The organism is Oscillospiraceae bacterium, from assembly GCA_015065085.1.
Taxonomy (GTDB): Bacteria; Bacillota; Clostridia; order Oscillospirales; family SIG627; genus SIG627.
In genome coordinates, this window is sequence record SVQW01000001.1 from 539,765 (window position 1) to 564,998 (window position 25,234).

The 25,234-nt window shown below is 42.0% G+C and carries 20 protein-coding genes and 1 tRNA gene; 3 read left to right on the plus strand and 18 right to left on the minus strand.

Going from position 1 to position 25,234, the window contains the following annotated elements; genetic code table 11:
* Positions 1-2: 2 nt before the first annotated feature.
* The 6 genes from rlmD to rplM form a co-directional block, all read right to left on the minus strand.
* Positions 3-1,361 carry a 23S rRNA (uracil(1939)-C(5))-methyltransferase RlmD gene (rlmD, locus tag E7588_02330; protein MBE6688097.1) on the minus strand — a complete coding sequence of 453 codons (1,359 nt, stop codon included), beginning with the start codon at positions 1,359-1,361 and terminating at the stop codon, positions 3-5.
* A gap of 6 nt (positions 1,362-1,367) precedes the next feature.
* A complete protein-coding gene (locus E7588_02335; protein ID MBE6688098.1) occupies positions 1,368-2,555 on the minus strand; it encodes a hypothetical protein in 1,188 nt (395 codons plus the stop codon).
* Between the two features lie 79 nt (positions 2,556-2,634).
* Positions 2,635-3,054 carry a large-conductance mechanosensitive channel protein MscL gene (gene mscL / locus E7588_02340; protein MBE6688099.1) on the minus strand — a complete coding sequence of 140 codons (420 nt, stop codon included), beginning with the start codon at positions 3,052-3,054 and terminating at the stop codon, positions 2,635-2,637.
* Between the two features lie 66 nt (positions 3,055-3,120).
* Entirely contained in the window at positions 3,121-4,125 is a 1,005-nt protein-coding gene (locus tag E7588_02345) for a DUF348 domain-containing protein (GenBank protein MBE6688100.1), read from the minus strand.
* A gap of 33 nt (positions 4,126-4,158) precedes the next feature.
* Positions 4,159-4,563 carry a 30S ribosomal protein S9 gene (gene rpsI, locus E7588_02350; GenBank protein ID MBE6688101.1) on the minus strand — a complete coding sequence of 135 codons (405 nt, stop codon included), beginning with the start codon at positions 4,561-4,563 and terminating at the stop codon, positions 4,159-4,161.
* Positions 4,564-4,581: 18 nt separating this feature from the next.
* The gene (gene rplM / locus E7588_02355) at positions 4,582-5,007 is read right to left on the minus strand and encodes a 50S ribosomal protein L13 (GenBank protein MBE6688102.1); all 426 of its coding nucleotides are present in this window, start codon (positions 5,005-5,007) and stop codon (positions 4,582-4,584) included.
* A 246-nt stretch (positions 5,008-5,253) separates the two neighbouring features.
* Between rplM and E7588_02360 the strand changes: the two genes are divergently transcribed.
* Positions 5,254-5,958 carry a tRNA 2-thiocytidine biosynthesis protein TtcA gene (locus E7588_02360; GenBank protein MBE6688103.1) on the plus strand — a complete coding sequence of 235 codons (705 nt, stop codon included), beginning with the start codon at positions 5,254-5,256 and terminating at the stop codon, positions 5,956-5,958.
* Positions 5,959-6,013: 55 nt separating this feature from the next.
* On the opposite strand, the gene E7588_02365 is transcribed toward E7588_02360, so the two are convergent.
* From E7588_02365 to E7588_02405, 9 genes are all read right to left on the minus strand, one after another.
* Positions 6,014-7,060, minus strand: a complete 1,047-nt coding sequence (locus E7588_02365) for a carbohydrate ABC transporter permease (protein ID MBE6688104.1) — start codon at positions 7,058-7,060, stop codon at positions 6,014-6,016.
* A gap of 15 nt (positions 7,061-7,075) precedes the next feature.
* The gene (locus E7588_02370) at positions 7,076-8,056 is read right to left on the minus strand and encodes a sugar ABC transporter permease (protein MBE6688105.1); all 981 of its coding nucleotides are present in this window, start codon (positions 8,054-8,056) and stop codon (positions 7,076-7,078) included.
* 16 nt (positions 8,057-8,072) lie between these two features.
* Entirely contained in the window at positions 8,073-10,943 is a 2,871-nt protein-coding gene (locus tag E7588_02375) for a hypothetical protein (protein MBE6688106.1), read from the minus strand.
* 24 nt (positions 10,944-10,967) lie between these two features.
* Positions 10,968-13,157, minus strand: a complete 2,190-nt coding sequence (locus E7588_02380) for a hypothetical protein (protein MBE6688107.1) — start codon at positions 13,155-13,157, stop codon at positions 10,968-10,970.
* Positions 13,158-13,172: 15 nt separating this feature from the next.
* Positions 13,173-14,045 (minus strand): carbohydrate ABC transporter permease, encoded by an 873-nt coding sequence (locus E7588_02385; protein MBE6688108.1) that lies wholly within the window; start codon positions 14,043-14,045, stop codon positions 13,173-13,175.
* Between the two features lie 2 nt (positions 14,046-14,047).
* Positions 14,048-14,950 (minus strand): sugar ABC transporter permease, encoded by a 903-nt coding sequence (locus tag E7588_02390; GenBank protein MBE6688109.1) that lies wholly within the window; start codon positions 14,948-14,950, stop codon positions 14,048-14,050.
* Positions 14,951-15,025: 75 nt separating this feature from the next.
* On the minus strand, positions 15,026-18,178 hold the full coding sequence (locus tag E7588_02395; protein MBE6688110.1) for an extracellular solute-binding protein: 3,153 nt from the start codon (positions 18,176-18,178) through the stop codon (positions 15,026-15,028).
* 585 nt (positions 18,179-18,763) lie between these two features.
* Positions 18,764-19,660 (minus strand): glycoside hydrolase family 32 protein, encoded by an 897-nt coding sequence (locus tag E7588_02400; GenBank protein MBE6688111.1) that lies wholly within the window; start codon positions 19,658-19,660, stop codon positions 18,764-18,766.
* A 275-nt stretch (positions 19,661-19,935) separates the two neighbouring features.
* A tRNA-Pro gene (locus E7588_02405) sits at positions 19,936-20,008 on the minus strand.
* Positions 20,009-20,130: 122 nt separating this feature from the next.
* Between E7588_02405 and E7588_02410 the strand changes: the two genes are divergently transcribed.
* Positions 20,131-20,790 carry a ComF family protein gene (locus E7588_02410; GenBank protein ID MBE6688112.1) on the plus strand — a complete coding sequence of 220 codons (660 nt, stop codon included), beginning with the start codon at positions 20,131-20,133 and terminating at the stop codon, positions 20,788-20,790.
* Here E7588_02410 and E7588_02415 read toward each other — a convergent pair.
* The 3 genes from E7588_02415 to E7588_02425 form a co-directional block, all read right to left on the minus strand.
* Positions 20,773-21,486 (minus strand): rRNA pseudouridine synthase, encoded by a 714-nt coding sequence (locus E7588_02415; GenBank protein ID MBE6688113.1) that lies wholly within the window; start codon positions 21,484-21,486, stop codon positions 20,773-20,775. The two genes, E7588_02410 and E7588_02415, sit on opposite strands and share 18 nt — an antisense overlap.
* A gap of 203 nt (positions 21,487-21,689) precedes the next feature.
* Positions 21,690-22,208 (minus strand): DUF4830 domain-containing protein, encoded by a 519-nt coding sequence (locus E7588_02420; GenBank protein ID MBE6688114.1) that lies wholly within the window; start codon positions 22,206-22,208, stop codon positions 21,690-21,692.
* Positions 22,209-22,260: 52 nt separating this feature from the next.
* A complete protein-coding gene (locus tag E7588_02425) occupies positions 22,261-24,198 on the minus strand; it encodes an ABC-F family ATP-binding cassette domain-containing protein (GenBank protein MBE6688115.1) in 1,938 nt (645 codons plus the stop codon).
* A gap of 125 nt (positions 24,199-24,323) precedes the next feature.
* Here E7588_02425 and E7588_02430 point away from each other — a divergent pair, with 125 nt between their 5' ends.
* The gene (locus E7588_02430) at positions 24,324-25,232 is read left to right on the plus strand and encodes an LD-carboxypeptidase (protein MBE6688116.1); all 909 of its coding nucleotides are present in this window, start codon (positions 24,324-24,326) and stop codon (positions 25,230-25,232) included.
* Positions 25,233-25,234 lie beyond the last annotated feature (2 nt).

Genomic DNA, 25,234 nt, shown 5'->3' on the forward strand with positions numbered 1-25,234 from the left:
CATTATTTCCTTTCAAGGAGGGTTGTGCACTCTACGTGAGCGGTTCTGGGGAAAAGGTCAACAGGGGTGACAGATGAAATATTGTACTTTTCGCTCAAAATTTTTAAATCCCGCGCAAGCGTTGCGGGGTCGCAGGAAATATAGAGTATATAAGGCACATCAAGCTCAAGGAACATATCAACAAGTTCTTTAGAGCATCCCTTTCGCGGCGGGTCGACTATTACCAGCGAAGGCGGAATTTCTTCCATAATCCGAGTGGGAGCGCTATTCAGGTCACCTACATAAAACTCTGCATTTTGTATACCGTTATTGGCAGCGTTTTGCTTAGCGCTTGCAATTGCCTTTTCCACCACTTCGTAGCCAATAACACGTTTTACGGATATACCATTCTCCTTGGCATACTTCACAAGCGACAGTCCAATAGAACCCACACCACAGTACAAATCGAAGACATTTTCAAACGCTTTTCGTTCAAGCTTGTCAAAAGCAGTTTTATAAAGAATTTCCGCAGCTTTGCGATTCACCTGATAAAATGAATCCGGTGACATTCTGAGTGCAAGTCCGAAAAACTCGTCCTCTATATATTCATTGCCGTATATGCATTTGAAATTGTCGGATAATATAACATTGGAATTCATCTGATTGAAGTTAATAAAAACGCTGACAATTTCTTTTCGTTTTGAAAGATATTCGGCAAACTCTTTTTCGTATTTAAAGCCATTTGAATTTACAACCAGGCAAAACATAACACCGCCTGATTTGTTTATGCGCAAATAACAATGTCTCAGTAATCCATTACCTGTCAATTCATCGTAGGCTGAAAGTTTGTTATTATTAAAAAATACTGTTGCGTACCGCATAATTTCGTTAAAAATATCCGGCTGAATTTTGCAATCATCACACGGAATGATTCTGTGGGAGTGGTTTGAGTAAAAGCCAAATACAATTCTTCCATCCTTGACGCCTATCGGGTATTGTGCTTTATTTCTGTAATTATCGGTTTCACCTGTCGATACTACATCATCGACGCTGACCTCAAGACCGCCGATACGGGTTAGTGCATCCGCAACAGTTTGTTTTTTTACGTGCAATTCTTCATTGTATGAAACATGACGAAAAGAACAGCCTCCGCATCTTGGAAATGCGGAACAACTGTTCATTATTCTTTCGGGTGAATATTCAATTACTTTTTCAAGCTTCGCAACGGCGTAAGACGATGTAAGCTTGATAATCTTGATTTCACACAGGTCGCCCTGTGCGACGGCAGGCACAAAAATGACCTGTCCGTCGCATCTGGCTATACCTACCCCCTTACCGGTCAGCGATTCAATTCTTACGGTAAGCGTTTGGTTTTTGTTCATAATAAATTACTCGTTAACCTCGGTCTGTTCAGCCTGTTCTTCAGTCGCTTCTGCTTCGGGCTGTGCTTCGGCGGTTTCGTCGGGTGCAACAGTTTCATCGGTTGTTGCTTGCGCCTCGGGTTTACCAACAATCATAATATTCTCGGGAAGTGCATCTGCAACGCTCCAATCATTGATGCCCTCATTTTCGCTGAGCAGGATATACATCTGGGCGGTGCTGTCCTTAAAAGCAGACAAAGGAGAAATATCGGTAATTGCGTTACCACTGAGGCTTACAATGTACAGATTCTTAAGTGTTGTAATAGGAGTTATATCAGTAATGCTGTTGTTACCAACGGAGAGTGTGGTTATAGTCTCAATATTGCTGATTGCGGAAATATCGGTAATCTGGTTCTCGTCAAGAGAAACGGTTTCCAGCGCCGGCATGGTGGACAATACAGAAATGTCGGAGATGTCATTGGTAGTAAGAGAAAGTGAGGTGATCTTGTCCTTTCCGCTAAGAGCAGAAATATCGGAGATAGCATTGCTGTCAAGAGCAACAGCTTCAAGATTTACAAGACCGGACAGTGCACTGATATCGGAAATATTGTTATTTGCGAGAGAAAGGGTTTTGAGGGCGGTCTTGTCTGCGAGCGCTGATATATCGTCAATTTTAACCGCGTCCTCTGCAGGGTCAGAAGTAATGCTGAGAGATTCAAGCTTAGCCGCACCCTTGAATTCTTCAAGATTTGCAGTTACAGGGAAAGCTTCAGCCATAACACTTACTTCAACAAGGTTTTTGAATTTTTCAATACCTACAAAGTTTTCAACACCCGCATCAGTCTGGAAGCTGAAGAGTTCTTTGGAAAAGTCGGGCATTTCAGGAGCTTCAAGGCCTTCCGCAGTCGCATTATCATATGCTTCAAGGTATGCATCGCGTTTTTCTATAAAACCATCAAGACCGATGGAAACGAACTGATATCCATCGCTGGATCCGATTTCCAGCACTTCAACTTTTTCAAAATCCTTTTCGTTTATAAAACGAGGATACTTGCCGAAAGCCTGTCCCAAAAAGGAAGCTATATTTTCATCAGCGGTAAAAGCGGTAGTATTCAGATAAGGCTGAACGAAAATAAATGCGGCAAGTGCCAGAATAACTAATGTCACTATAAGTGTGACAATAACAGAATTTTTCTTTTTCATTGATTTAACCATTCCTTAATAAAATTAATAGCTATCGCATATATCGGTATTATAACATACTCAGCCATATTATGCAATACATTTTGAAAAATTAATCGTTCTTATTCTTGAGCAGATCTCTGATTTCAGTAAGGAGTTCCTGGTCAAGTGTAGGCTTTGGCGGTGCAGGAGGAGGTGCAGCTTCTTTTTTTCTCTGGAGCTTGCCCATAAGACGAACAAAGAAGAAAACAGAAAGTGCAATAATAAGGAAATCGACAATGGTTTGAATAAAGCTGCCGTATTTAATTGCAGCCTCAACGATACCGAGTTCTTCGTTTGCTTCGGTGATAACATACTTAAGAGAGGTGAAATCTACACCGCCCATAAGCATTCCGACAGTAGGCATTATAATATCATTTACAAGAGAAGTAACTATTTTTCCGAATGCGCCGCCGATAATAACACCGACAGCCATATCAACAATGTTGCCTTTCATGGCAAATTTTTTGAAATCAGCAAAAAACTTTCCCATTTGGTAAATCCTTTCAATATTTTACAAAAATAATGCCGAGCAACAACCTGTGTCGCTCGGCGCTTTTCATTTTGCTTTTTCCGGTACATCGAGTACGTATGCACGCATCTGACGAACTCCGAACTGACGGCACACATCTTCATATTTAAGATAAACATCAATTCTGTTGCCCTTGATTCCTCCGCCTATATCCTGGGCGTCGCAAATCCCGTAATCACCGTAATCACCAATGACATACACTTTGGAATGAAGCGGTATGACCCTGGGGTCAACCGCAATAATACCAAGTTCAACATGTCTTCCGGTGTATGTAATATCTCCAACATTATCGCTGTAAGCTGTTGCTTTGACATCAACATAATAACGGTATTTATATTCCGTACCGTCAGGTGCTGTAAACACACCTCCGGCACTGGTTCCTTGTACGGACCCAACACCTGCACCTGCAGTATTTGTAGTCACAACCGCGGAAGGCTGTTTAGCCATCGTACCGCACCTTATAACTTCATCAACAGGTGTTTTAGTAATTGCACGGAAAACCAATTTTCTTTCAACGGGAACATCATTGACAAACTTTGTGCTGTAAGTGTCTTTTCGTAAGCCACTTTCGCCCTTGGCGATAGTGACATTTGTTCTTTCAGGCACATCGCCTGAAGCTTCTACAACTCGATTAAACGGCAGTACAATTTCTTCGTATTCCGTTTCAAATCGCACCTTATCGATGCAGATAAACATATCCGGCGTCAATTCGGCGTGCAGATCAACGTTAATAACATCTTGTTCTTCAAGTACAATACCCTCTTTTTTCAAGAGCTGCTCAACAGTGTACTTATTGACAATAACTTCACGCGACGCCCCGTGATACGAGAGCGTTACTCTGAAATTAAAATCACTTATTACTTCTGCGACTCCGCTCCGTAACGAAAACGGAGCGGGATCGGCAGGTACTTCTTCCTCAGCATTAATAAATGCAAGACCGAACAATATAACGGCTGCGAGTATAGCAACGGTGATACAAATTAAAATAAGGTAAAATGCGCGGGTGGTGGATGCTTTTTTTAAAAAAGACATCAAATTGCTTCTTTGAGAAAACCCATTCGGGTGTTATCTCTTGGAGAACTGGGATGCACGTCTTGCAGCCTTCAAGCCGTACTTCTTTCTTTCCTTCATTCTGGGGTCACGGGTGAGGAAGCCCGCTTTCTTAAGTGCAGGACGGAAAGCTTCATCAGCCTGCAGAAGTGCACGTGCCAGACCGTGGCGTATAGCGCCTGCCTGACCGGAAACACCGCCTCCTACAACCTTGCAAACAATATCAAACTTACCCTCGGTTGCAGTAGCACCGAAAGGCTGACGAACGATGAGCTTAAGAGTATCCAAGCCAAAGTAATCGTCAATATCTCTTCCGTTTATAGTGATAGCACCGGTTCCGGGATATACACGAACGCGTGCTACCGAACTTTTTCTTCTTCCTGTACCGTAAAAATACGGTTTTGCGCTCTGATAATTCATTTTCGTTCTCCCCTCTGATTATTTAACTTCAATAGGCTTCTGAGCCTGCTGGTTGTGTTCGCCTTCAGCGTAAATCTTTACACGAGTGATGCTCTTTGCACCGATGGAGTTTTTGGGAAGCATGCCCTTAACAGCCAGCCAAACAGCCTTTTCGGGGTTTTTCGCCATGAGTTCCTTGTAGGAAATCTGCTTCAGACCGCCGATATAACCGGTGTGATAAGAATACTTTTTCTGTTCAAGCTTCTTACCGGTGAGAACTACATCTTTAGCGTTGAGAATAATTACATAATCGCCACAGTCCACATGAGGAGTGAATTCGGGCTTATGTTTTCCGCGAAGAATGTTCGCAGCAACAACGGCTACGTCGCCGAGAGTTTTACCCTTAGCATCAATAACATACCACTGGCGCTTAATGCTTTCGGGTTTTGCCATAAATGTTGACATTACGTTAACCTCCGTAATTATATATATTTTTTACAACGGGCATATTATACACTGTTTTTTCTGTTTTGTCAATAGTTTTTTCGCATTTTTTTAATTTAAGAATTTATATCTCGATTTTACTCGTTTTTACTCTTTTTTTCTAAAGTTTACTCGTTTTAAATTTTAAAAAAATTTTATTGCTTTTTCGGAAATATTATTGTATAATATATCAAAAGTATCATTCTGAAAATCGGAGAGCATATGAATATACAAAAAATACTCAGCCCCGTCCGCAAATGCGTACAGGATTTTGACATGATAAAAAATGGCGACAAAATAGCAATTGGCGTTTCTGCCGGGAAGGACTCGCTTACACTCTTATGTGCAATGGCGGCATTATCTCGCTTCTACCCGGAAAAATTTGAGCTTGTTGCGATTACTGTTGATATGGGTTTCGACGGCAAGCAGGATGATTTTGCTTCCATTCGAGCTCTTTGTGAACAGCTTGATGTTGCTTATCACGTTATACACACTCACATTGCCGAAGTTGTTTTTGATATACGTCAGGAAAAAAGCCCATGTTCACTTTGCGCAAACATGAGACGCGGTGCACTGAACGATGCCGCAAAAGAGCTGGGGTGCAACAAGGTTGCCCTCGGACATCACCACGATGATGCTGTGGAAACATTTTTTCTCAATCTTTTCCAGGAAGGCAGACTCGGATGTTTTTCGGCAGTCACATACCTCAGTCGTAAAGACCTTACCGTGTTACGCCCCATGCTTTATGTAGATGAAAAAGATATACGCTCGTTTGCGATTAAAGAAAATCTGCCGGTTCAAAGAAGCGCCTGCAAAGCCGACGGAAACACACACAGACAAAAGATGAAAGATTTTATTTCAGAGCTGCAGCGTGAAAATCATGATATAAAAGAAAAAGTTTTCAACGCCATGAAACGCAGCAATTTATTCTGATATTTGTTTTAACACAAAAAAACAAGCCTCTCATGAGGCTTGTTTTTTTGTTCAATTAACCTACGATACCGGAACGTTCGATACCCTGGATGAGATATCTCTGGCAGAAGAGATATACAACCAACAGAGGAAGCAGTATCAACAAACCGCAGGCATTTCTGATACCCGAGTTATACAGGGCAGTTGCCGCAAAGTTTGTATTTAAGCTTCTGGGGATTTCGATAATGTTCGGCATAAGGTATATTCCCTGCTTTGTAAAGAACAGTGTTGTATAGAACGAGTCAGTCCACTGCCAAGAGAAAGCGAAAAGGAATATGGTAATCATCATAGGAACGGAAATGGGAACGATAATTCTTACAAATGTTTTGAAAACGCCGGAGCCGTCGATATAAGCGGCTTCTTCAAGTTCATCAGGTACACCACGATAGAACTGACGCATCATAAATATGTAAAGACCGTTCTTAAATGCCAGACCGCCGAAAGAAAGCACTGCGAGAGGCCAGTAAGAGTTGATAAGGTTAATATAGTTTTCCTTTGCAAAACCGAACAAGGTGTTCAAACCGCCGTAAATGCCAAACACGTCAAAGTATCTGAACTTCATGAACATTGACAGCATAAGTGTTTCGTGAGGTACGATCATTGTGAGCATAACACACATAAACAGGATGCCGCGTCCCTTGAACTTAAACTTTGCAAAACCGTAACCGACTATGGAACAAATACAAGTCTGAACAACAGCGCAAAGCAGTGAAAGGACTGCTGTGTTGAACATAGCCTTGAAGTACTGGTTTTCGCTTATAATCGCCTTATATGTATCCAAAGTGGGATACTTGGGGATAAGTTTTACCGTTACGTCGGTATAGTCAGCGGGAGACATGAATGATGCAGAAATTTTAACAAAGAACGGGAACAGAATAACATAGGAAATACCAAGAAGGAGTATGAATCTGAACAGAACCCAGACAACCTGCTGAGCAAATCTTGCCGAAAGCAATTTGAGCTTCAAACGTTCCAGTAAAGGTGTACGTTCAAATTCAACGCGCGGTTTCTTATTACGAGTTAAGAACTCTTTTGTTTTATTCATTATTGAATTGTTCATCATTATCCTCCTCCCTTATTAGTCTCGTCTCTGATAGAATACATAGCTGGACAGAACAAGTGCTACAATTGCCAGAATAAGTATTACTATCAGGAAGTACATCCACGACATTGCTGAACTGATAACGTCTCCGTTGGGCTCGCCACCGTTGTAAACACTGTTGATAAACGTCATAACCTGGTTGCTTTCCGAAGTGAAGGCGTCGATAACTGTGTAAACCGTGTTAACAAGAATCATAGGGGAAATCATGGGGAAAGTAATCTTCCAGAAGGTTTCCCATGCGGAGGCACCGTCAATACTGCAGGATTCGTAAATAGCAGGAGAAATACTCTGCAAACCTGCAAGGAAAATAAGCATCTGTACACCGGAACGATTGATAATACTGTAGATGTTGTTAACAAGCTGAACAACGTAATCAACCAGTTCGGTACCTACTTTCATGTTTGAAAGCAGTTTTTGGATATCCATTGCGGAAATAATTTCTGCTGCCTGAGCCTGGGTATCGGTACCGGTATCAATACTGGATGTAGAACCCATATAGTCCAACATTGCGTTGGAAGAGTCAATAGATTCGATAATACCGGTAGAAATTATAACCGGGATAAAGAATATTGCTCTGAATACCGCACGTCCGGGCATCTTCTGGTTAAGAATAACTGCGATAAAGAGTGCAAATATTACTATTGCGGGGATATCGAAAATAAGCTGTTGAATACCTGACGTAAGAACTTTAACGAAGTTGGGATTAACGAACAGCGCTTCGGAATAGTTCTGCCAACCTACAAAGTTAAGTGCGTATCCGCCACCTTTAAGCATTTCAATGCGGTTAAAGCTGAACTTGATGGAATCGTAAATTATCGGGATGTAAACAGCAACAAAAGTTGCCAAAAACGGTAATACGAAAAGCCATCCTGCCCTTGCTTTGCTGCGTTCAAGGGACTTAGGTTTCTTCTTTTTTGGTGTAGCCACCTTTGTATTATTTATTGCCTGACCGTTCATTTTTAACACCCCTTCCTTACTTAATAACTACGAAATCGAGAGCACCAAGCTCATAGCCTTCTACTTCAACAGGGTTGTTGTTGTAGTTGAGGATGTAGCTGATACCATTATCGTAGATCATCTTTACAACATTATTTGCAATATAATCGTGAGAAACTACTACAGAATTTCTTACAGGCTTAAGCGCTTCGTTCAAGGTGTTATATGTTTCCAGAACATCGCCGCCTGTGTAAGTAACATTGCCCTCATCATCGGTTTCTTCGCCAAACCATGTACCGAATCTTACAGAATAGTACTCATTGAATACAGTGTTCTTAAGATTTGATGTGTTGTCGTAAGAAAGTATGAAGTAAGGGTTTGCACCATTTTCAATAGTCTTGAGAAGGTTATATTTGTAGTCACCTGCAAGGTTGATGGCTGTACCGGCAAAGTCTGTATAGCCGTGAAGAACCATTCCGAAGAAAGGTATGGATTCGCTGGTTGTCTGTCTTTCACTACTATCCAGAGGTACATCAACTATGTGGTCTGCGTACTTAAACGCATAAGAGTTACCTGCATTGACCATAACCTCGTACTCATCATTCTTGAATCTCTGCAGAAGCTCAACTATAAGCTCTTTGGAGTCTTCACGATTGAGAGGATCGTCCTCGTTGTGGTCGGAGTTGATATCCGAGCCGAGGGTGGGAACGGAGATTCCCGCAATACCAAGCTTATGATACTTATCGCTTATCTTTTCATAGAAAGGAAGTATTCTGTTGGGAGAAATAAGCATCAGGCCTGTCTTATCAAACTGTTGGTACAGAGGATCGTACTCTTTTTTACCGGCGGTACGGTTATCAATGGTCTTAGAAGTATCTTCCTTTGCATTAAAGCCGTCAAAACTTCCGTCGGTACCACGTCTTGCATAAGTAAAATCAAAGCTGGGGAATAATCCGATATTGTTTTCTTTTGCGTATGCATTGAGAGCTTTCAGCTCCTTCTCACCGCCAAGTACCTTTTCAACCTTAAGCTTGGAAACAGGTTCAGTTCTCAAGCCACCGTTGCTCCATCCTCTGAGAATAAGGTTGATGTTGTTGATATCCTTGTCCTTAAGAGCTTGGAGAATTTCAACGGACTGCTCGAATGTGGTGAGAGGAGTATCAACTTCAACAGGAAGTCCGAAACGCTTTTCGGTTGTCTGAACAACACCAAAGTTTTCGATGTACAAAGGAATATCACTGTCATCCTTTTCAAGCTTGGTCAAATAACCGTTCTTTTCGAGATACTCACGGTATTTGGTTGCCATTCCGGTGTAGTTAGCCTCTTCGCCCGAAAGCATTATAAATTTAAGAGTGTAGTTTCCGACATACTTTCTGGGAGATTCGACGGTCCACATTGCATTGGCACCGGTCGCCGAAACACCGTCAAGCATGTAAGAGTCTTTCTGGCGAGGATAGAATGTTGTATATACAGAGTGATACTTATGAAGTGCACCGCCGTGTTCAGAAGTTATTTCGGCAAGGCTGTCGCCCTCGGTAAGGATGGCAACGTATCCCCTGCTCTCTGTCTTGAACGCTGCAGATTCTTCTGCCTCGTCTTCCTCGTCCTCATCGTCTTCTTCCTCGTCATCAATACCTTCTTCTTCATAAACAAGGTTTTCGTCGAGGATCTGCTCTCCGCTTTCGTCATAAACATAATCTTCGATTACGCCGAATACGGGGAGACGCCATGTCTCCATATTCTGACCGGAGATTTCGTGGAATGCGTAATCCTGACCGTAGATTTTTCCGGTAACAGCCGCAGAGCTAACTCCAAGATCTTCAAATCTAATTAAAGCACCGGATCCGTCGGGAATCATCGTATAACCGGTGTTACCCTGTCTTCCTGCACCGAGGTAAGGAAGAATAACCATGTTATTAAGAGTGAAGCTTGCAGAGTCATATCTGATACCCTTTGCAGGGAGTCTTACACGCAAACCATCTTCGTCAATGTAGTACTCAAGAGCAAGTTTAAAAAGTGCGGAAGCATTTTCAGTACCCTCGTACATCGTCTGAGAGTGGTCATCCAGCATATCATCAAAAGAATACTGGGTATACTTTTTGATAGTATCTTCAAGTATGAGAAGCTCACGCTCTTTAATGTTAGGGTCAATAACATACAGTGCCATTTGGTCAGCAACTTCATACTTGGCACGGATCTCGGCACGCGCGGTTTCAGGCAGTGTAGGGTCCGAAAGGTCCATAAGAGTAAAGAATGCTGCGAGATATTCTTTTTCTTTAGTATCCTTAATCTTGCTGAGAATTATATCCTCAAAACGGGTTTTTTCAATACGTCTGGGAACCAACTTACGGGTTTCTTCACGACCCATGGTATACTCAACGCGGATACCGCCTCTAATGCGCTTAGCAGTAACCTGACGCTTGATAGCCGCATCAACGAACGAAAGCATTTCAAATTCGTTACCACTGGACATATCGGTATACTTGATAATTATCTGCGACATAAGCTTCTGCTTTACAGCTTCAGAAGAAATGCCGGTGTTAACGTCATAGGGGTTTGTGAAAAGTATCTGACCTGTTTTGGTGTTTTTGACTGCAACTTCGGCAGAAATTCTGTCGTAGTACATATCGTAACCATACGCGGAATAAACCAGATACATGTCTTCCAGTTTATCAGCCTCATTATCGATCTTGCTGCCGACAAAGAGTGAGCTGAGTCTTGATTCCAAGTCCTTATCTGTAAGTGTTTCAACATTTCTGATACCCTTTGTGAGCATCAAATCCTCAAAACCGAGGTTAAGATAATCTACTGTTTCTTCTTCATCATCCGCTGCAAAAACAGGAATGGAGCAAACACAGCCGGTTATCATAACAACCGCGAGAATGAATAATAACAAATTCTTTTTCATTTCTATATCTCTCCTTTTCTGTAATTACATTCGGTAAGAAAGCTCAATATAAATATTGTAAACAAACGAGAACATCTTGGTTATAAGACCTGAGAACAGCACCGCAATAAACATGATAACAGCCATTGCAACGATTGTTCCGATAACGGTAAGCACGTTTTTACCAAGTGAGTAGTCGTGAGTTACCATTGTTCCGAAGAAAATCAGGAAGCCTGCCCAAACATATCCGACGGAAACAAGCAATGTTATGATACCGCCTTCATCAAGAGCAAGACAGTTTGTCAGCATTGTAGCCGGAACGAGCATAATAGGCATAGGAAGCAATGCGTAGCCTGTTGCTATGAAAATATCCTTGAGACTGCCTTCACCGTCAAACAGTGTTGTAAGACACCAGTTGGCAACACACCACAAAACGTAAGGCAGAATAACCGCCAGAACTTCCATGAGTATGCCGTTGCCTTCCATATTCGGATTAAATATGTAGGACTTACCAAGTGAATTATAAATAAATCCAAGTATTGTAAGCAGAACTATGAACAACGCTGCTTTAAGATTACCGCGTCGTTCGTGCTTCAAATCCCAGAAACCGTCAAATGGATGGAAGATTACATGGAAAGCATAAAGGAACGCTTCTTTAAAGGTTCTCTTTTCCTTAATGACCTGACCTGCTTTGTTCACTTTAGCAGCATAGCCAAGGAACTTACTGCAAGCAACGCAAACAATTATAATTACGATGGGAACGAGAAGTATCCACTTTTCAACCCACTGTTTTCTAATGTTCTTAAAGCAGTTGGAGTAATCCTCGGTTGCGTAAGCATAAGTGTAAGTTTCCATAGCTTCGGTATACTTTCTTTCACGGTACAAGCTATCACCGATACCTACGTAAGACATATCGAAGTTGGAGTTTCTCTGGAGAATATCCTGCCAGAATGTAACGGCCTTGTCATATTCGCGGTCTCTGTGATTCTGGAGAGCCCCTGCGATTATATCGCCGTACTCGGTACGCTTCATAAGAGTTATGCTGTCAAAAGTATCATCAAGAACAAGAAGGTCATTTCCTTTGTAGGCGATTGCAGAAATTGACTGGAAGTTACCAACCTGCATACCGATATCGCCGAATACAAACAGCAGTTTACCCTGTTCATCATATGTAAATATCTTCTGACGCTTTTCATCGACAATACTCCACATACCGTTGGGGCCGAGAGCTACATCGATAATTTTAGAAGCACCGAAAATGGTATTTTGAGGTGTTGCAAAATTATTTACGGTAACTTCACCGGAAGGCGGATAGAAACCTGTACGAGCCATGACGTCCTCGCCAAGAGGATTAAGCTTCTTTACAGGAGCATAATCGGCAGCACGGCTCTTACTGTCCATAGCGTTCTGCTGTGCAGCAGCGTCAATGGAAGAGGTGGTAACGTAAATAAATCCTGTAGAGTCAATGGTTATGTTGTTATATTCGGTAGGAACGAATTTTTCGGAGTAAGAACGCTGTTCAGCGGTCATGAGCTGACGCCACAATACGTCAAAAGCGCTGGCTTTGACCTTCTGTGCTCCCAAAAATCCATTGAAGCCACCATCGTTGTTCATGGAAATGATACCGTAATGCGTGGTAGAAGAAACAACGTAAATACGGCCTGCGCGGTCAACCGAAAGTGCAACCGGCTTATAGATGTGACCTTCGGGGAACACCTGAGACTTTGGCTCAGGTACTATTCTCGAGAAAGAGTAATCATTACGATTGAAAATAACAACACGGTTACTTTCGGTATCCGCAACATAGATTTCGTCTTCCGTCACGAACACACCATTGGGCTGATCAAGGGCATCCGGAACACCAAACTCATTAAGGAATGTGTCCAACACACCAATAAGCTGGAAATTAGTATCAAGAATGACGATACGATTATTCTTTGTGTCCGCAATATAGATGTTTTCATCAGCATCTACCACAATATCCTGAGGGTCATTCAAAGGTGTAGCAAGACCGATACCGATCTTTGAAGCAGCCTTTTCGTCCTCCGGCATATCGCGAAGAGCAATATCGGAAGAACCGATTATTTTATCGGGAACGAATGCGTGAGGTGATGGCATCATTTCACCATCAATATCGTATGTATATGTGGTATACGGTACGATAGCCGATGCATAAGGAAGCACCATTACGCAAATCAGGAGCGCTAATACAACAGTTCTGAATATTTTGCTCATATTATATTACCCTCCTTAATCTTTCATGCCCGATGAGGACATTGTTTCAATGATGTTACTCTGTGTAATTACGAATACGGTAACAGGAACAAGCATCATAATAACCGTTGAAGCTGCACCGGCACCTGCACGAACGATACCGCCGGCAAGTATCTGGTTGATAGCGTAGTTAAAGGTTTTGAGCTGTTCGGAGTGCACGTAGATGGAAGCACCACTGTTCCAAAGGCCCTGGAAAGAGAACACGATAAGTGTGAGCCATGCAGGTTTTACCATAGGCATTGCGATGGTCCACATGGTACGAAGTTCGCTCGCGCCATCAAGACGCGCAGATTCAAGAACAGAGTCCGGAACGGAGGTTTCCATAAACTGCTTCATCAGGTAAAGACCTGTGGTAGAACCCCAAGCAGGAATTATAACTGCCCAATAGGTATCAACGAGATTTAAGGTAGACATAGTGATGAAGTTTGTGATAGAAGTAACGGTGGAGTTAAACATAAGAGAGTAAACAACCACCTGGAACAGGAAATTACGTCCGGGAAATTTAATCTTTGCAAGAGCATAAGCCGCAAAGGAAGAGAAGATAACGTTTCCGAATGTACCTGATACAGAAATCAATGCAGTATTGAAAATGTATCTGGAAAACGGAACCCAAGAAGAAGACATCAATTTAAAAAGGTCACTGAAGTTCTTCAACGTAGGATTTACAACGTAAAATCTCGGGGGGAACAACCATAATTCTTCCAGAGGTTTCAAGGATTGGCATATCGCATAGAACATAGGAAGAAACATGAATGCACCAAAAATTATAAGAATAACGTTAATGGCTACGTCGCCGCCGAGGGAACGGTTCATAGCATGATTAGATTTTCTGATTCTTAACTTACTCATACTTAATTACCTACCTTCGACAAGACTTTTCTTACAAGCAGGTTAGCACCCACCATGAAGAAGAATAATATGGTAGCTATTGCTGAAGCGTAACCCATTTCGAAACGCTGTCCGCCGTAGTCTTCCAAATGATGCATTATTGTGTGCGCAACATAATCGGTACTTGGGAATCCGCAGAGTGCGGTAATAACGCCGCCGAAACCGAAAGACTGAGTAATAGCCATGATAGCACCGAACATCAGCTGAGGTCTCATAGTAGGCAGTGTAACATACCAAAGCTCTTGCCATCTGTTCTTTACGCCGTCCACAGCCGCCGCTTCATACAGTGAGCGGTCGATGGTCTGGAAACCTGCGATAAAGGAAAGGAACGCTGTACCCAGCGAAGTCCACAATGCAACTATGATTACCAACGGCATTATGTAGCTTGGATTCTGGAAGAACTGGATAGGAGAAGTGATAACGTTCATTTTCATCAAGAGACCGTTTACATAGCCGTACTGGTCACCCGAGAAAAGGATTGTCCAAATCAAGTAAATCTGACCGGAAATACTGGGGGCATAGAATATAAGGGTTACAACTGCTCTTATCTTGGGAGTAAGCTCGTTGATAAACCATGCGAGCAACAGAGAAAGAAGATAAGATACAGGACCTGTAATAGCCGCGAAAATAAGTGTATTCTTGATTGCAAGCAAGAATATATCGTCGTCCAAAATCAATCTTATGTAGTTATCCATAAAGATGAATTTCGGCGCTTCAAGCATATTAAATATTGTAAAGCTGAAGAAGACCGACAGAATTACAGGGAGAACGGTGAATATGAAGAACACCAGAAAGAACGGAGCAACCATGAGATAAGCAACACGGTTTACCTTCATATCTCTGACGGTAGCCTGCCATTTTGTCATTTCGCCTCTGTGAACAGCTTTTTCGATTTTTGTATCTGTTTTAGCCGACAAGACAATTCACTCCTTTTTTATTATTTAAGACTGTAGAACAAAGTCTTCCAATACAGGCAGGTCGAATTCCTGGCGCTTACGAGAAAGCTCTTTGTTAATAGCTTCAATGTAATTTTGGATGGATTCAACAGGATCGTCGCCTTCGTTATAAACCGCATTGTAAGCGAACTGTACGTTACGTGTTATAATGTAGCCGCCTGGCATTTCGGGAGTTGCGGCGAGATTCTCAAACTGTGCCTGAAGTTTTCTCATATCAGAAGTAGCCCAGGGCTGTTCTTCGAGAGACTCTTTGTTTGCAGTTGCATACTGACCGGAAGCGCCCAGCAACGCAACGAGTTCATTACCATAACGGCTCTGCGCACCCTTGTCAGTCCACCATGTCATAAAGTCCCATGCGGCAAGCTCGTCCTTGGCATCCTTCATCATCATGATTGCGGTAACAGTTGCCGGAGAGCTGTTATTAATAGTACCATCTTCCCTCTCATGTCCGAGAAGCGTGGTAAACTCCCACAAGCCGCGGATTTCGGGAGCAAATATCTGGAGCTGGTTGTATGCGGTGTAATCTGCTACCGCCAGTGGCATTTCACCGGTTCTGAAACGGTTTGCAAAATCATAAGTAGGCGGGAACTGATATAATGTGAAGAATTCGCACATCGTCTTGAACGAATCAAGAGCAACGTTGGAATCGAGATTTATGGACATACCCTCGGTGGTAGGATATACCCCGTTGTCATCAAGCTTCATATCATACTTATCAATAACAGCCTGAGCATCAAAGCCATATTCGGAGGCATACGCTTCAACCTGTTCGTGAGTAAGCGCCGGTGTGTAGAGCGGTTCATCGCGCTGATAGAGCTGGAGTATTGTACCAGCCAAATCTTTAGGAAGACCCACTTCAAGGTTATTGTTCTGAAGGATAGGTATTATGTCGAACAAATCATTCCATGTTTTGGGAACTTCAATACCAAGCTCAGCAAAAATATCCTTGCGATAGAACAGCATTGAGAAGCTCTGGGTATCCGGCAGACCGTAGGTGTCACCATACAATGTCATGGGAACAAGAGCCGCTTCGGTAAATCTTTCGCTTGTTATCTTTTCAAAATCCGGCATATCGTTAAGCTTTTTAACAGCTTTACGGATAGCGTAGTTAACAGGCTCGGACTGAGCATTCATAAGAGAAACATCGGGACCGGTTCCGGAAAGAGTAGCCGGCATAAGAGTTCCTGCAACGATAAGCTTAAGGTTAACCTTACGTCCGCTTTCGGGCGTATAGTCATCATCAATCATTTCGCGAATTATCTGAGACTGGTCACGTCCTGCGGCAACCCACACCTGAAGTATCTCATTATCGGATTCGGAGAGTTCTTCCTTGGAGCCCATGCTGCTGTAATCATCAAAGAAGCTCTTAATGAATGCGATAATTTCATGCATGAAAGCTTCGCCGAAGTTTGCTTCCGCACGAGGAGGTTCAGCAGAAACAGGCTGAATCATAATATAGTCAAGCTCAAGCGGCTGGTTCTTGGAGTTGTTAATCCAAGTACCCAGTGTACCGATATTATCCTTGAGATTGCCAAGATTGGAAGCAACCTTATCGGTATCTCCACCCATTCTGTTAAGAATGAAAGCGACCTTGTCAAGTGTAACGGAATGTTCACCTTTCTGACCGATTGCTTCCTCAAGCTGTTTGGAAACGCTGGTAAGGAATTTGGCTTCGTTTATCATTCCCTCAAGAACCTCGGGAATAAGCTTACCGAATTCATAGTCACGGTACAAGTCAGGGCTTGCACCGGTGATCATAAGTATCTGACGATACATTGAGTTGATGTTAACAAGCGATTCATCCAGCTGACGCAGTAAGTCACCCATGGAACCGAGAGTTACTTCCATTTCAATATCATGCTTACCTTTAGTAAGGTAGAATTTGAAATCGGTAACGCCGTCTGTGAGAGGACCTGTTTTCCACTCATCGCTGTAATTAAAGCGAAGAAGGTTGGCTTCCTTAAAAGGAACAACTCCATCTATTCGAAGCATACGAGTAGCGTAGATACCTGCGTATACATTCTGTCTGGAACGGGGAACGATGGAGTAAAATCCATCTTCAGGTACTTCAACTTCCCAACGAATCCACTGACCCGCGTTAGCCCACTTGGAACCGCCGATGGTGTTCAGACGAATACGGGAAGCGTCCTGAGGATCGGTTATGGCGGATGAGCGGTCGTACTGAGGTACGATGTATGCTTCAGAAGTTGCCGAAGGCATTTCGGCATCAATCTTTATAGGCTCGCATTCAACATCCTTGGCATTCTTGTGTTCCGCCAAGTATTCTTCATATGTAGGAACATACTCTGCCGCTTCTATTCTGATTTCATTTACAGCAAGCTGTTCCTTTGAAGTAATAAATGAAATGGTATGCTCGCCCTTATCAAGATAGTATTTGAAGGGCTCATTATAATAGCCGGTGGAGTCGCCGATATAAACAGTTCTCCACTCAGGCTTTTCTTCACGATAAGATTTTCCGAATTTTTCAGTAGCTTCTCTCGCAGTAAGACCTTCGGGTGCCTCGGAAGGACGAATTTCGTTTCCGGTCATATCCATAAAGAACGCGCCGTCACGTACATCGGAAAGATATGAAAATGTCCAGATGTTTGTAAGAGTAATGTAACGTGTTTCCTTGAAAGGATACTCATCGTCAATCATTATCTTGCGCTCAATGGCAGAATGACGTCCTATTATCGGGAAGTATTCGATGGCGATATTGTACATACCTTCCTTTTTAATAGTGAAATCCCAAGTAATCTTGACACCGTCATTTTCGGAAGTGTACGCAAACTTCTCACCATCTTTCGAGGGATCGGTAGCAATTATATCATCATAATGCGCTGTCCCCTTCTCGATGATAAAAACATCGTCCGCGTTGTCAGTGGAAAGCTCTGCATTATAGTCGGAGCCTTTGATAACAATGACATCGCTGCCGTCAGGAGTATCGGAATGTTCCTTCAGATACTCGTCGTAGGAAACAGCGTTAAGCAAATCTTTAAACTCGTCAAAGGTTGCAGAAGTAACGTTGCTTTCCTTGCCTGTGTCTTCAACAGCAAGTGAAGTGAACACAAAGCACGGAATCACCGTAAGCAACGCCAGCACAAACGCCGTAATCCGCTTAAATTGGGAAAATCTCATTTACAGTTCCTCCTGAATTAATATTTTCATGGTTTAAAATCCGTAATCTTCGTACGGACACAAATTGAAGAAGCGGACGCTTTAGTGATTTAGTACACGTCCACCCCCATAATTTTATACATTTATCATAACATAACGTACGTTTTTTGTCAAGCATGACTATAAAAGTTAAATTTTTTTGTGTGAAAAAACGGAATTAATTTTGCTTTCCAAGCTCGAATTTACGTTCTGTTAACAAGTAAATTTTATACTTTTTCAAAATGCACAAAACACTGATTAATAATATAATGCATTTTTCGACACAGTTATACATTTGAAATTTACACCGATAAAACAAGGATTTTTTCAAAAAAGTAAATCGAGTTAAATTTTGAGTTATATATTTTGTCAGTGTGTTTATCAACACGCAAAATATATCATCTGTCACTTCTGAAAGTCAGTCGGTCACAGATTATTAACGTCATATATAACTTTGTGCAATGTGCGTTATGCACATTGCACAAAAAAACATATATTTTTTCTACATCGACAATTCTCGAAAAAATTAACTTTTTATGAATTTGTTGTTATTTTCGGCAAAAATTATCAATCTGCAAAAAACGATTTCAAAAGTTCCTCAAGTGTGCCGTCATACTCTGCTTCCGCGAGAAATTCCTTGCCGTACTGGTTACCCCAGCTGTAAAGTATAACGGTTTTTCCGTTGTAGTCACAGAAATCTACATCACTGTTATTACAGTCAACGGAGTTTTCGATGTATTCAAGCTGTTCTGCAGTATACTTTTCGGGATGCTGCACGATTTTGTCATCATCGTCGAAGACCATAAAGGGATTGGTAATTCCAAGTTCAAATTCAGAAAGGTCCTTGGAGCGTACTATATAAGGTATCCATCTGTGACAGGGCGCGCCCTCAAGGTATACCATATAGTAATATCCGTCGTAATATCTTATACTCGGGCAAGCTGTGTATCTGTCCTGAGCGTAAATATGGTCTTCCATAGGAAGAAGCTCCCAGTTGATCAAGTCGGCAGACTTAGCAAATACAATAGTGAACTGACGTCCCACAATAGGATTTGAACCGCCTATCTCGATCGCCATTATATAGCCATCGGGGCCTTTGCATACGGAGGTGTTATAGAGGTTGATATCTTCGGGAAATTCAAGTATCTGCTTACTTTCCCAATTTACAAGGTCCTTTGACCAGAACGCATCCAGAATATGTCCGCCGCCGGGGCCGCGTGTTCCATGGGCGTACATCACACCGTTTTCGGTATAGCAGCAACCGAAAGAATGGTCGAGCGCAAACTCGGGAGTAGCCTCGTCAGTCTCCATATTTACAAAGTGGTAAGCACCTTCTTTTCTGGTAATACCACCTCTTCCTCCCCACTGTTCATTTCTAACCCATTCAAATCTGTAAAGCTGACCTTGCCACACAACCGGTGTAGCCTCAACAACATTTATTGCAAGGGTACCTTTTTTCACCATTCTTTTCCTTGTGGGAATTTTTGAGTTTTTCAAAGCAATATTAAAATCTTTGAGCATTGTCTTTCCTCGTTTCTGTAAAATAATAATGTAAATTGTTCATACAAGAATATATTAACATAATCGTATGTATTTGTCAAGCGTTATCAATAAAAAACGCAAAAAAGCAATACTTTTGAAAAGTTTTCGGCATATCATGCGCTTGACAAAAACATAAAAAAATGTTAAAATGTAAAAAGAAAACCGCTGACTGCCTTACGGCTGTCAGCGGATTCCGATCTGAGTGACTGGACTTGAACCAGCGGCCTCTACCACCCCAAGGTAGCGCGCTACCAGCTGCGCCACACCCAGATACTTAATGGGGTTATGTTGCTTTTTTCGCAACGTGATTATTATATCACAACTTTATGCAAATGTCAATAGTTTTTGAAAATTTTTCAAAATGTTTTTTTAATTTTATTTAAAGGGTTTACATGGATATTATCAAACTTCTCAATAATATTATTTTCGGAAACATATGTCCGGTGTGCAGACAGCCAATGGAGATCACTGACAGTTCCCTCGCACATGCAAAGTGTATTGAACTGCTTAATCAAAAACTAAAAAACGGTGTAATTTCAATCAATGATATAAATATTACCGCTGATAAGTTCCTTTTCAGTTACTCGAACAGCACTGCTCTTGAAATGGTGCTGGAGATGAAAAGCCATACCATACGCAAAGCCTGCAAGCTGTTTGCCACCATTGCAGCCAAATGCATATCCGAAGACGTAACATTTCCGGATTTCGACGTGGTAACGCACTGTCCGAGAAAGCCCGCCAAGAAGCGTATCAACGGCTACGACCATTCTCAGTTATTTGCAAAGTACCTTGCTCAAATGCTGGGTAAGCCCTATCTTGAACTTGTAAAGCGGCGCGAAACAGGCGGAGAACAAAAGAAAATGAAAAGTGTATCAGCACGAAAGAAAAATGTAAAGAACAAATTCTTTCACAATACCAAGTACCCGGTAAAAAAGACACGTGTGCTCATTGTAGACGACGTAATAACCACAGGTTCAACCGCCATTGAATGCGCAAGTGTATTAAAACGCGCAGGTGCACGTCAGGTTTCGGCATTATTTATTCTGGACTGAGCGCAAAAGCTCCAGCTCATCATCGGTAAGATACCTCCACTCCCCTTTCGCAAGTGTTTCATCAAGCTTTATTCCGCCGAACTCCATACGTTTCAAATACACGACAGTGTTGTTCACCGCGCGGAACATTTGCTTAATCTGATGAAACTTACCTTCGTGAATGGTGACAAAGGATTTTTGAGCATCCCGACAGATTTCCAGTATTGCAGGCATTGTTTTATAACCGCCGTCAATATACACACCCTCACGGAATCTGACAACCTCATCATCGGTCAACGGCTTTTCACTCTCGACATAATACTTTTTTGGAACATGGAATTTGGGAGACAGCAATTTGTGGCAAAGCTCGCCATCATTTGTCATTATAAGAAGACCTTCGGTATCTTTATCAAGACGTCCCACCGGAAAAACCTCTATCTTTCTTAAGCGCTCGTCAAGAAGTTCAAGCACGGTTCTATCCCTGAAATCTTCGGTAGCCGAAAGATAACCGGACGGCTTATTCAGCATTACGTAAACAAACTCGCTGTACTCAATCCTTTCGCCGCAAAACACAACAACATCGTTTTTTTCATCTATTTTCATGTCAGCACTGTCGGCAGAAATACCATTAACGCTTACTTTTCCTTTTTTTATGTAGCCTTTCAGCTCACGACGGGATATAATCCCCATATTTGACAAAAATTTATCAAGTCTCATTTTTTGACAGAGCAGCGCGTTACCGCGCTGCTTTCTCCGTTTAATTATTCACCAGAACACACTAAGATGATACACTGCCGCGCCGAAGCATATCATAAATACGATTGCGGCAATCGCAAACGCCAAAGCAAACTGTCTCACAGCATCACCCTGTACTATTGTATGCCGATGCGCAATAGTTAAGGTTACATTCCTGTTAAATATCAACCTAATATGTTATTACCCTCGGTAAAGCCTCTCACAAACCCATTAATATCAGCCGAGCAGATATCTCCACCGATTATATTGTTTTTATAAACCAGCAAATTGGCGTATACCGTACCGTCGTAGTTATAGTTGGTCACGATGTAAGTATACCTTTTTACTTGTTTATTACGGTATTTTTCCAAATCAAGCCCCTCTACCTTTTGCATTTCATTATACTTTGAATATATACCGTCAAATTCGCCCGGAACGGTTACTTCAAGTATTTCCGACGGGTCGTTCTGAACCTCGATACCATAATTTTTAAGAAACGCAACTCTGTCATTATTGGATTTTACATTCTTGAAGGATTTTGGCGAAACCTCTTTTATAACAGGTATTTCGAATGTGTCGGAAGCATTTACACTTCCGGAACGGTAACCGGGTATAACAGCTACAACCGCAATAACCACCGCCACGGACAGCAGAAGAAGTCCGAACATTTTAGCGTTGGCGGCTTTGATTGAATATACAAACATTTCTTTTCCTCCCGAAATTTTGTTGTTACATTTTATTTCGGGTTAAAGAAAATTATTCCGATGTTTTTAAAAATTCCTCGTACTCAATCGAGGTGTTCTCCCACTCACTGTACAGCTCCGCAAGCTTCGCTTCCAATTCCTGTTTTTCTTTCTCGATTTCCGCCAGCTTGACATAATTTGTGGCATGTTCAATCATTTCAGCATCCGAAGCTGAAATTTTATTTTCGGTTTCGGATATTGCATCCTCCAGTTTTGCCAGACGCTTTTCAAGTTTACTGCGCGCTGACTTCAGTTCCTTTGAGAGAATATATTGTTGTTTTGACGTGATATTATCTGCTGTGTTACCTTTTTCTCCGCAAGTGCGGGAAAAATCGTTTATTCTCTTTTTATATTCAACAAAATCAACATATGAACCGCTGTATTCAAACGGCGAACCGGCAGGAATCATTTCGACTATTTTCGTAGCATACTTCTTTATAAAGTATCTGTCGTGTGAAACTGCAATAACCGTTCCCTCGAATCCTTCAAGAGCCTCTTCGAGCGCCTCACGGGAGTTAATGTCCAAGTGGTTGGTAGGCTCATCAAGAAGCAATACGTTTATGCGGGATGAAATAAGTTTTGCAAGAGTAAGTCTTGCTTTTTCTCCGCCCGAAAGATTTTTGACCTTCTTTTCTATATCGTCACCCTTGAACAGAAAAAGTGCCAACAGATTACGCACTTGTGTCTGGGTCATATCTTCGAACGAGTTCCAAAGCTCGTCAAGCACGGTGTTTTCGGGAATTAAGCCCTGATACTCCTGGTCATAGTACCCTATAACCGTATTTGTACCAAAGGTAAACATACCGCTTTCCGGTTTATATTTTTCACGCAAAAGCTTAAGAAAGGTAGATTTTCCGCTACCGTTTGAACCAATCACAAATACCTTATCTCCCCTTTTTACTTCCAGGGAGAAATCACGAAAAAGGCATTTTTCTCCGAAGCTCATGCCCAGTCCGCGCACAGAAAGCACATCGTTACCCGACGGTGGCGCATTATTGAATGAAAATCTTATTTTATCGGGAAGATTTTCGGGTTTATCCACCTTTACCATTCTGTCAAGAGCCTTCTGTCGGCTTTCCGCCGCAATTATATTTCGTTCACGGTTCCAACGGCGCTGTTGCTCGATATACGCCTCTATGCGAGCTATTTCCTTTTGTTGATTATTATAGTGGTGCATCTGAACTTCACGGTCTTTTTTCTTTTGCTCGGTAAAACTTGTGTAATTTCCGTTGTACATTTTACCGTGAGTGTTTTCTATTTCAAGGATTTTATTCACGGTGTTATCAAGGAAATATCTGTCATGCGATACAATTATAACCGTTTTGCGGTAATTCTTTATATATTCCTCCAGCCATTCCGCGCTGCTCATATCGAGATGGTTTGTAGGCTCATCCAAAATGAGAAGTTCCGGTTCTACGAGCAAAAGCCTGCCCATAGCCACTGTTGTTTTCTGACCGCCGCTCAAAATACTTACAGGAGAATCAATATACTTTTCAAGTCCCAACTGTTTAATCACACCGCGCGTTTTTGAACGAAACTCGTATCCTCCGTCACGGGCATATTTTTCCGTAAGCTCGGAATAACGGCGGGCATTTTTGAGATGTTCTTCGCCGTCTGCTTCCAAGCGCATTTGCTCCTCAAGCTGTGAAATCTGTGCCTCAAGCTCCAAAAGCTCCGAAAAAACGCACAGCATTTCTTCAAAAACCGTACGCTCGGAGTCCCCTACTGCATACTGGTCCAGAAAACCAACCTTGCTGTCCTTGGCAATATATACACTGCCGTCGGTCATTTTATATTCGCCTGTTATTATTTTAACCAGCGAGCTCTTACCGGCGCCGTTCACACCAATAATTCCAAGCTTATCATTTTCTTCGATTGAGAAAGAGATTTTATCCAGTATAACGTCCACACCGTAGGACAAAGAAACGTCGCTTGCGCTTAATCTTATCATAGAGATGTTGCCTTTCGTGTTACTGAACAATAATGTAATTCAAACGATTAAAAACGTATATACATTATTATACCGATTTATTATTTTATCACAATTATTATTTTTTGTCAACAACGGAGGAGAAAATGAGCATTATCAAGCCGAAAATGTTGAAACCAGGAAACACAATAGGAGTGATTGCCCCGGCAAGTCCCAGAGCGCAGGATATAACAGAAAAATACTGCAAAATGCTATCTTCCTGCGGTTACAACGTACTTCTGGGAGAAAGCTCTTTAGCCAGCAACGGGTACCTTGCAGGAAGTGACAAGGTGCGTGCCAACGACCTGATGAATATGTTTGAAAATCCCGAAGTGAACGCGGTATTTTGTTTGAGAGGCGGTTATGGATGTACGAGAATACTGGAAATGATTGATTTTGAAATAATAAAAAACAATCCGAAAATTTTTTTGGGATTCAGCGATATTACAGCTTTGCATAATTCAATAAACCGTTTTTGCAAGCTTGTGACATTTCACGGGCCATCGGTTACAAACTGCCAATGGGGCAGCTATGATTTCAGATTCAGAGAATGCATACGTGTTCTGAGCGGCGGAAATTCTTATTTAAAGTGGAAACATGAATACAATTACAAGCCGGTGCGTGGAATCATATGCGGAGGCAATCTCACTCTTGTCGAGTCCCTGATCGGAACTGCGTACGAAGTTGATGTATCAGATAAAATTCTGCTTCTTGAGGATGTAGGTGAAAAAAACTACTCCATTGACCGTCGGCTGAACCACCTGAAAATGGCCGGTTATTTTGACAAATGTCGTGCTGTTATCTTCGGACAATTCACTGAAGGGGACGACCATATTCAAGACGGAAATATATCTGTCGGTCAGATTATCGAAGATATTGTAGTGCCATGCGGTAAGCCGATTATGACGGGTGCCATGTTCGGGCATATAATAAACAATCCCACAATTCCAATGGGAATTGCGGGATATATAAAAAACCATGTTTTATATACATCGTCTGCAGTAAATGCAGATTGATA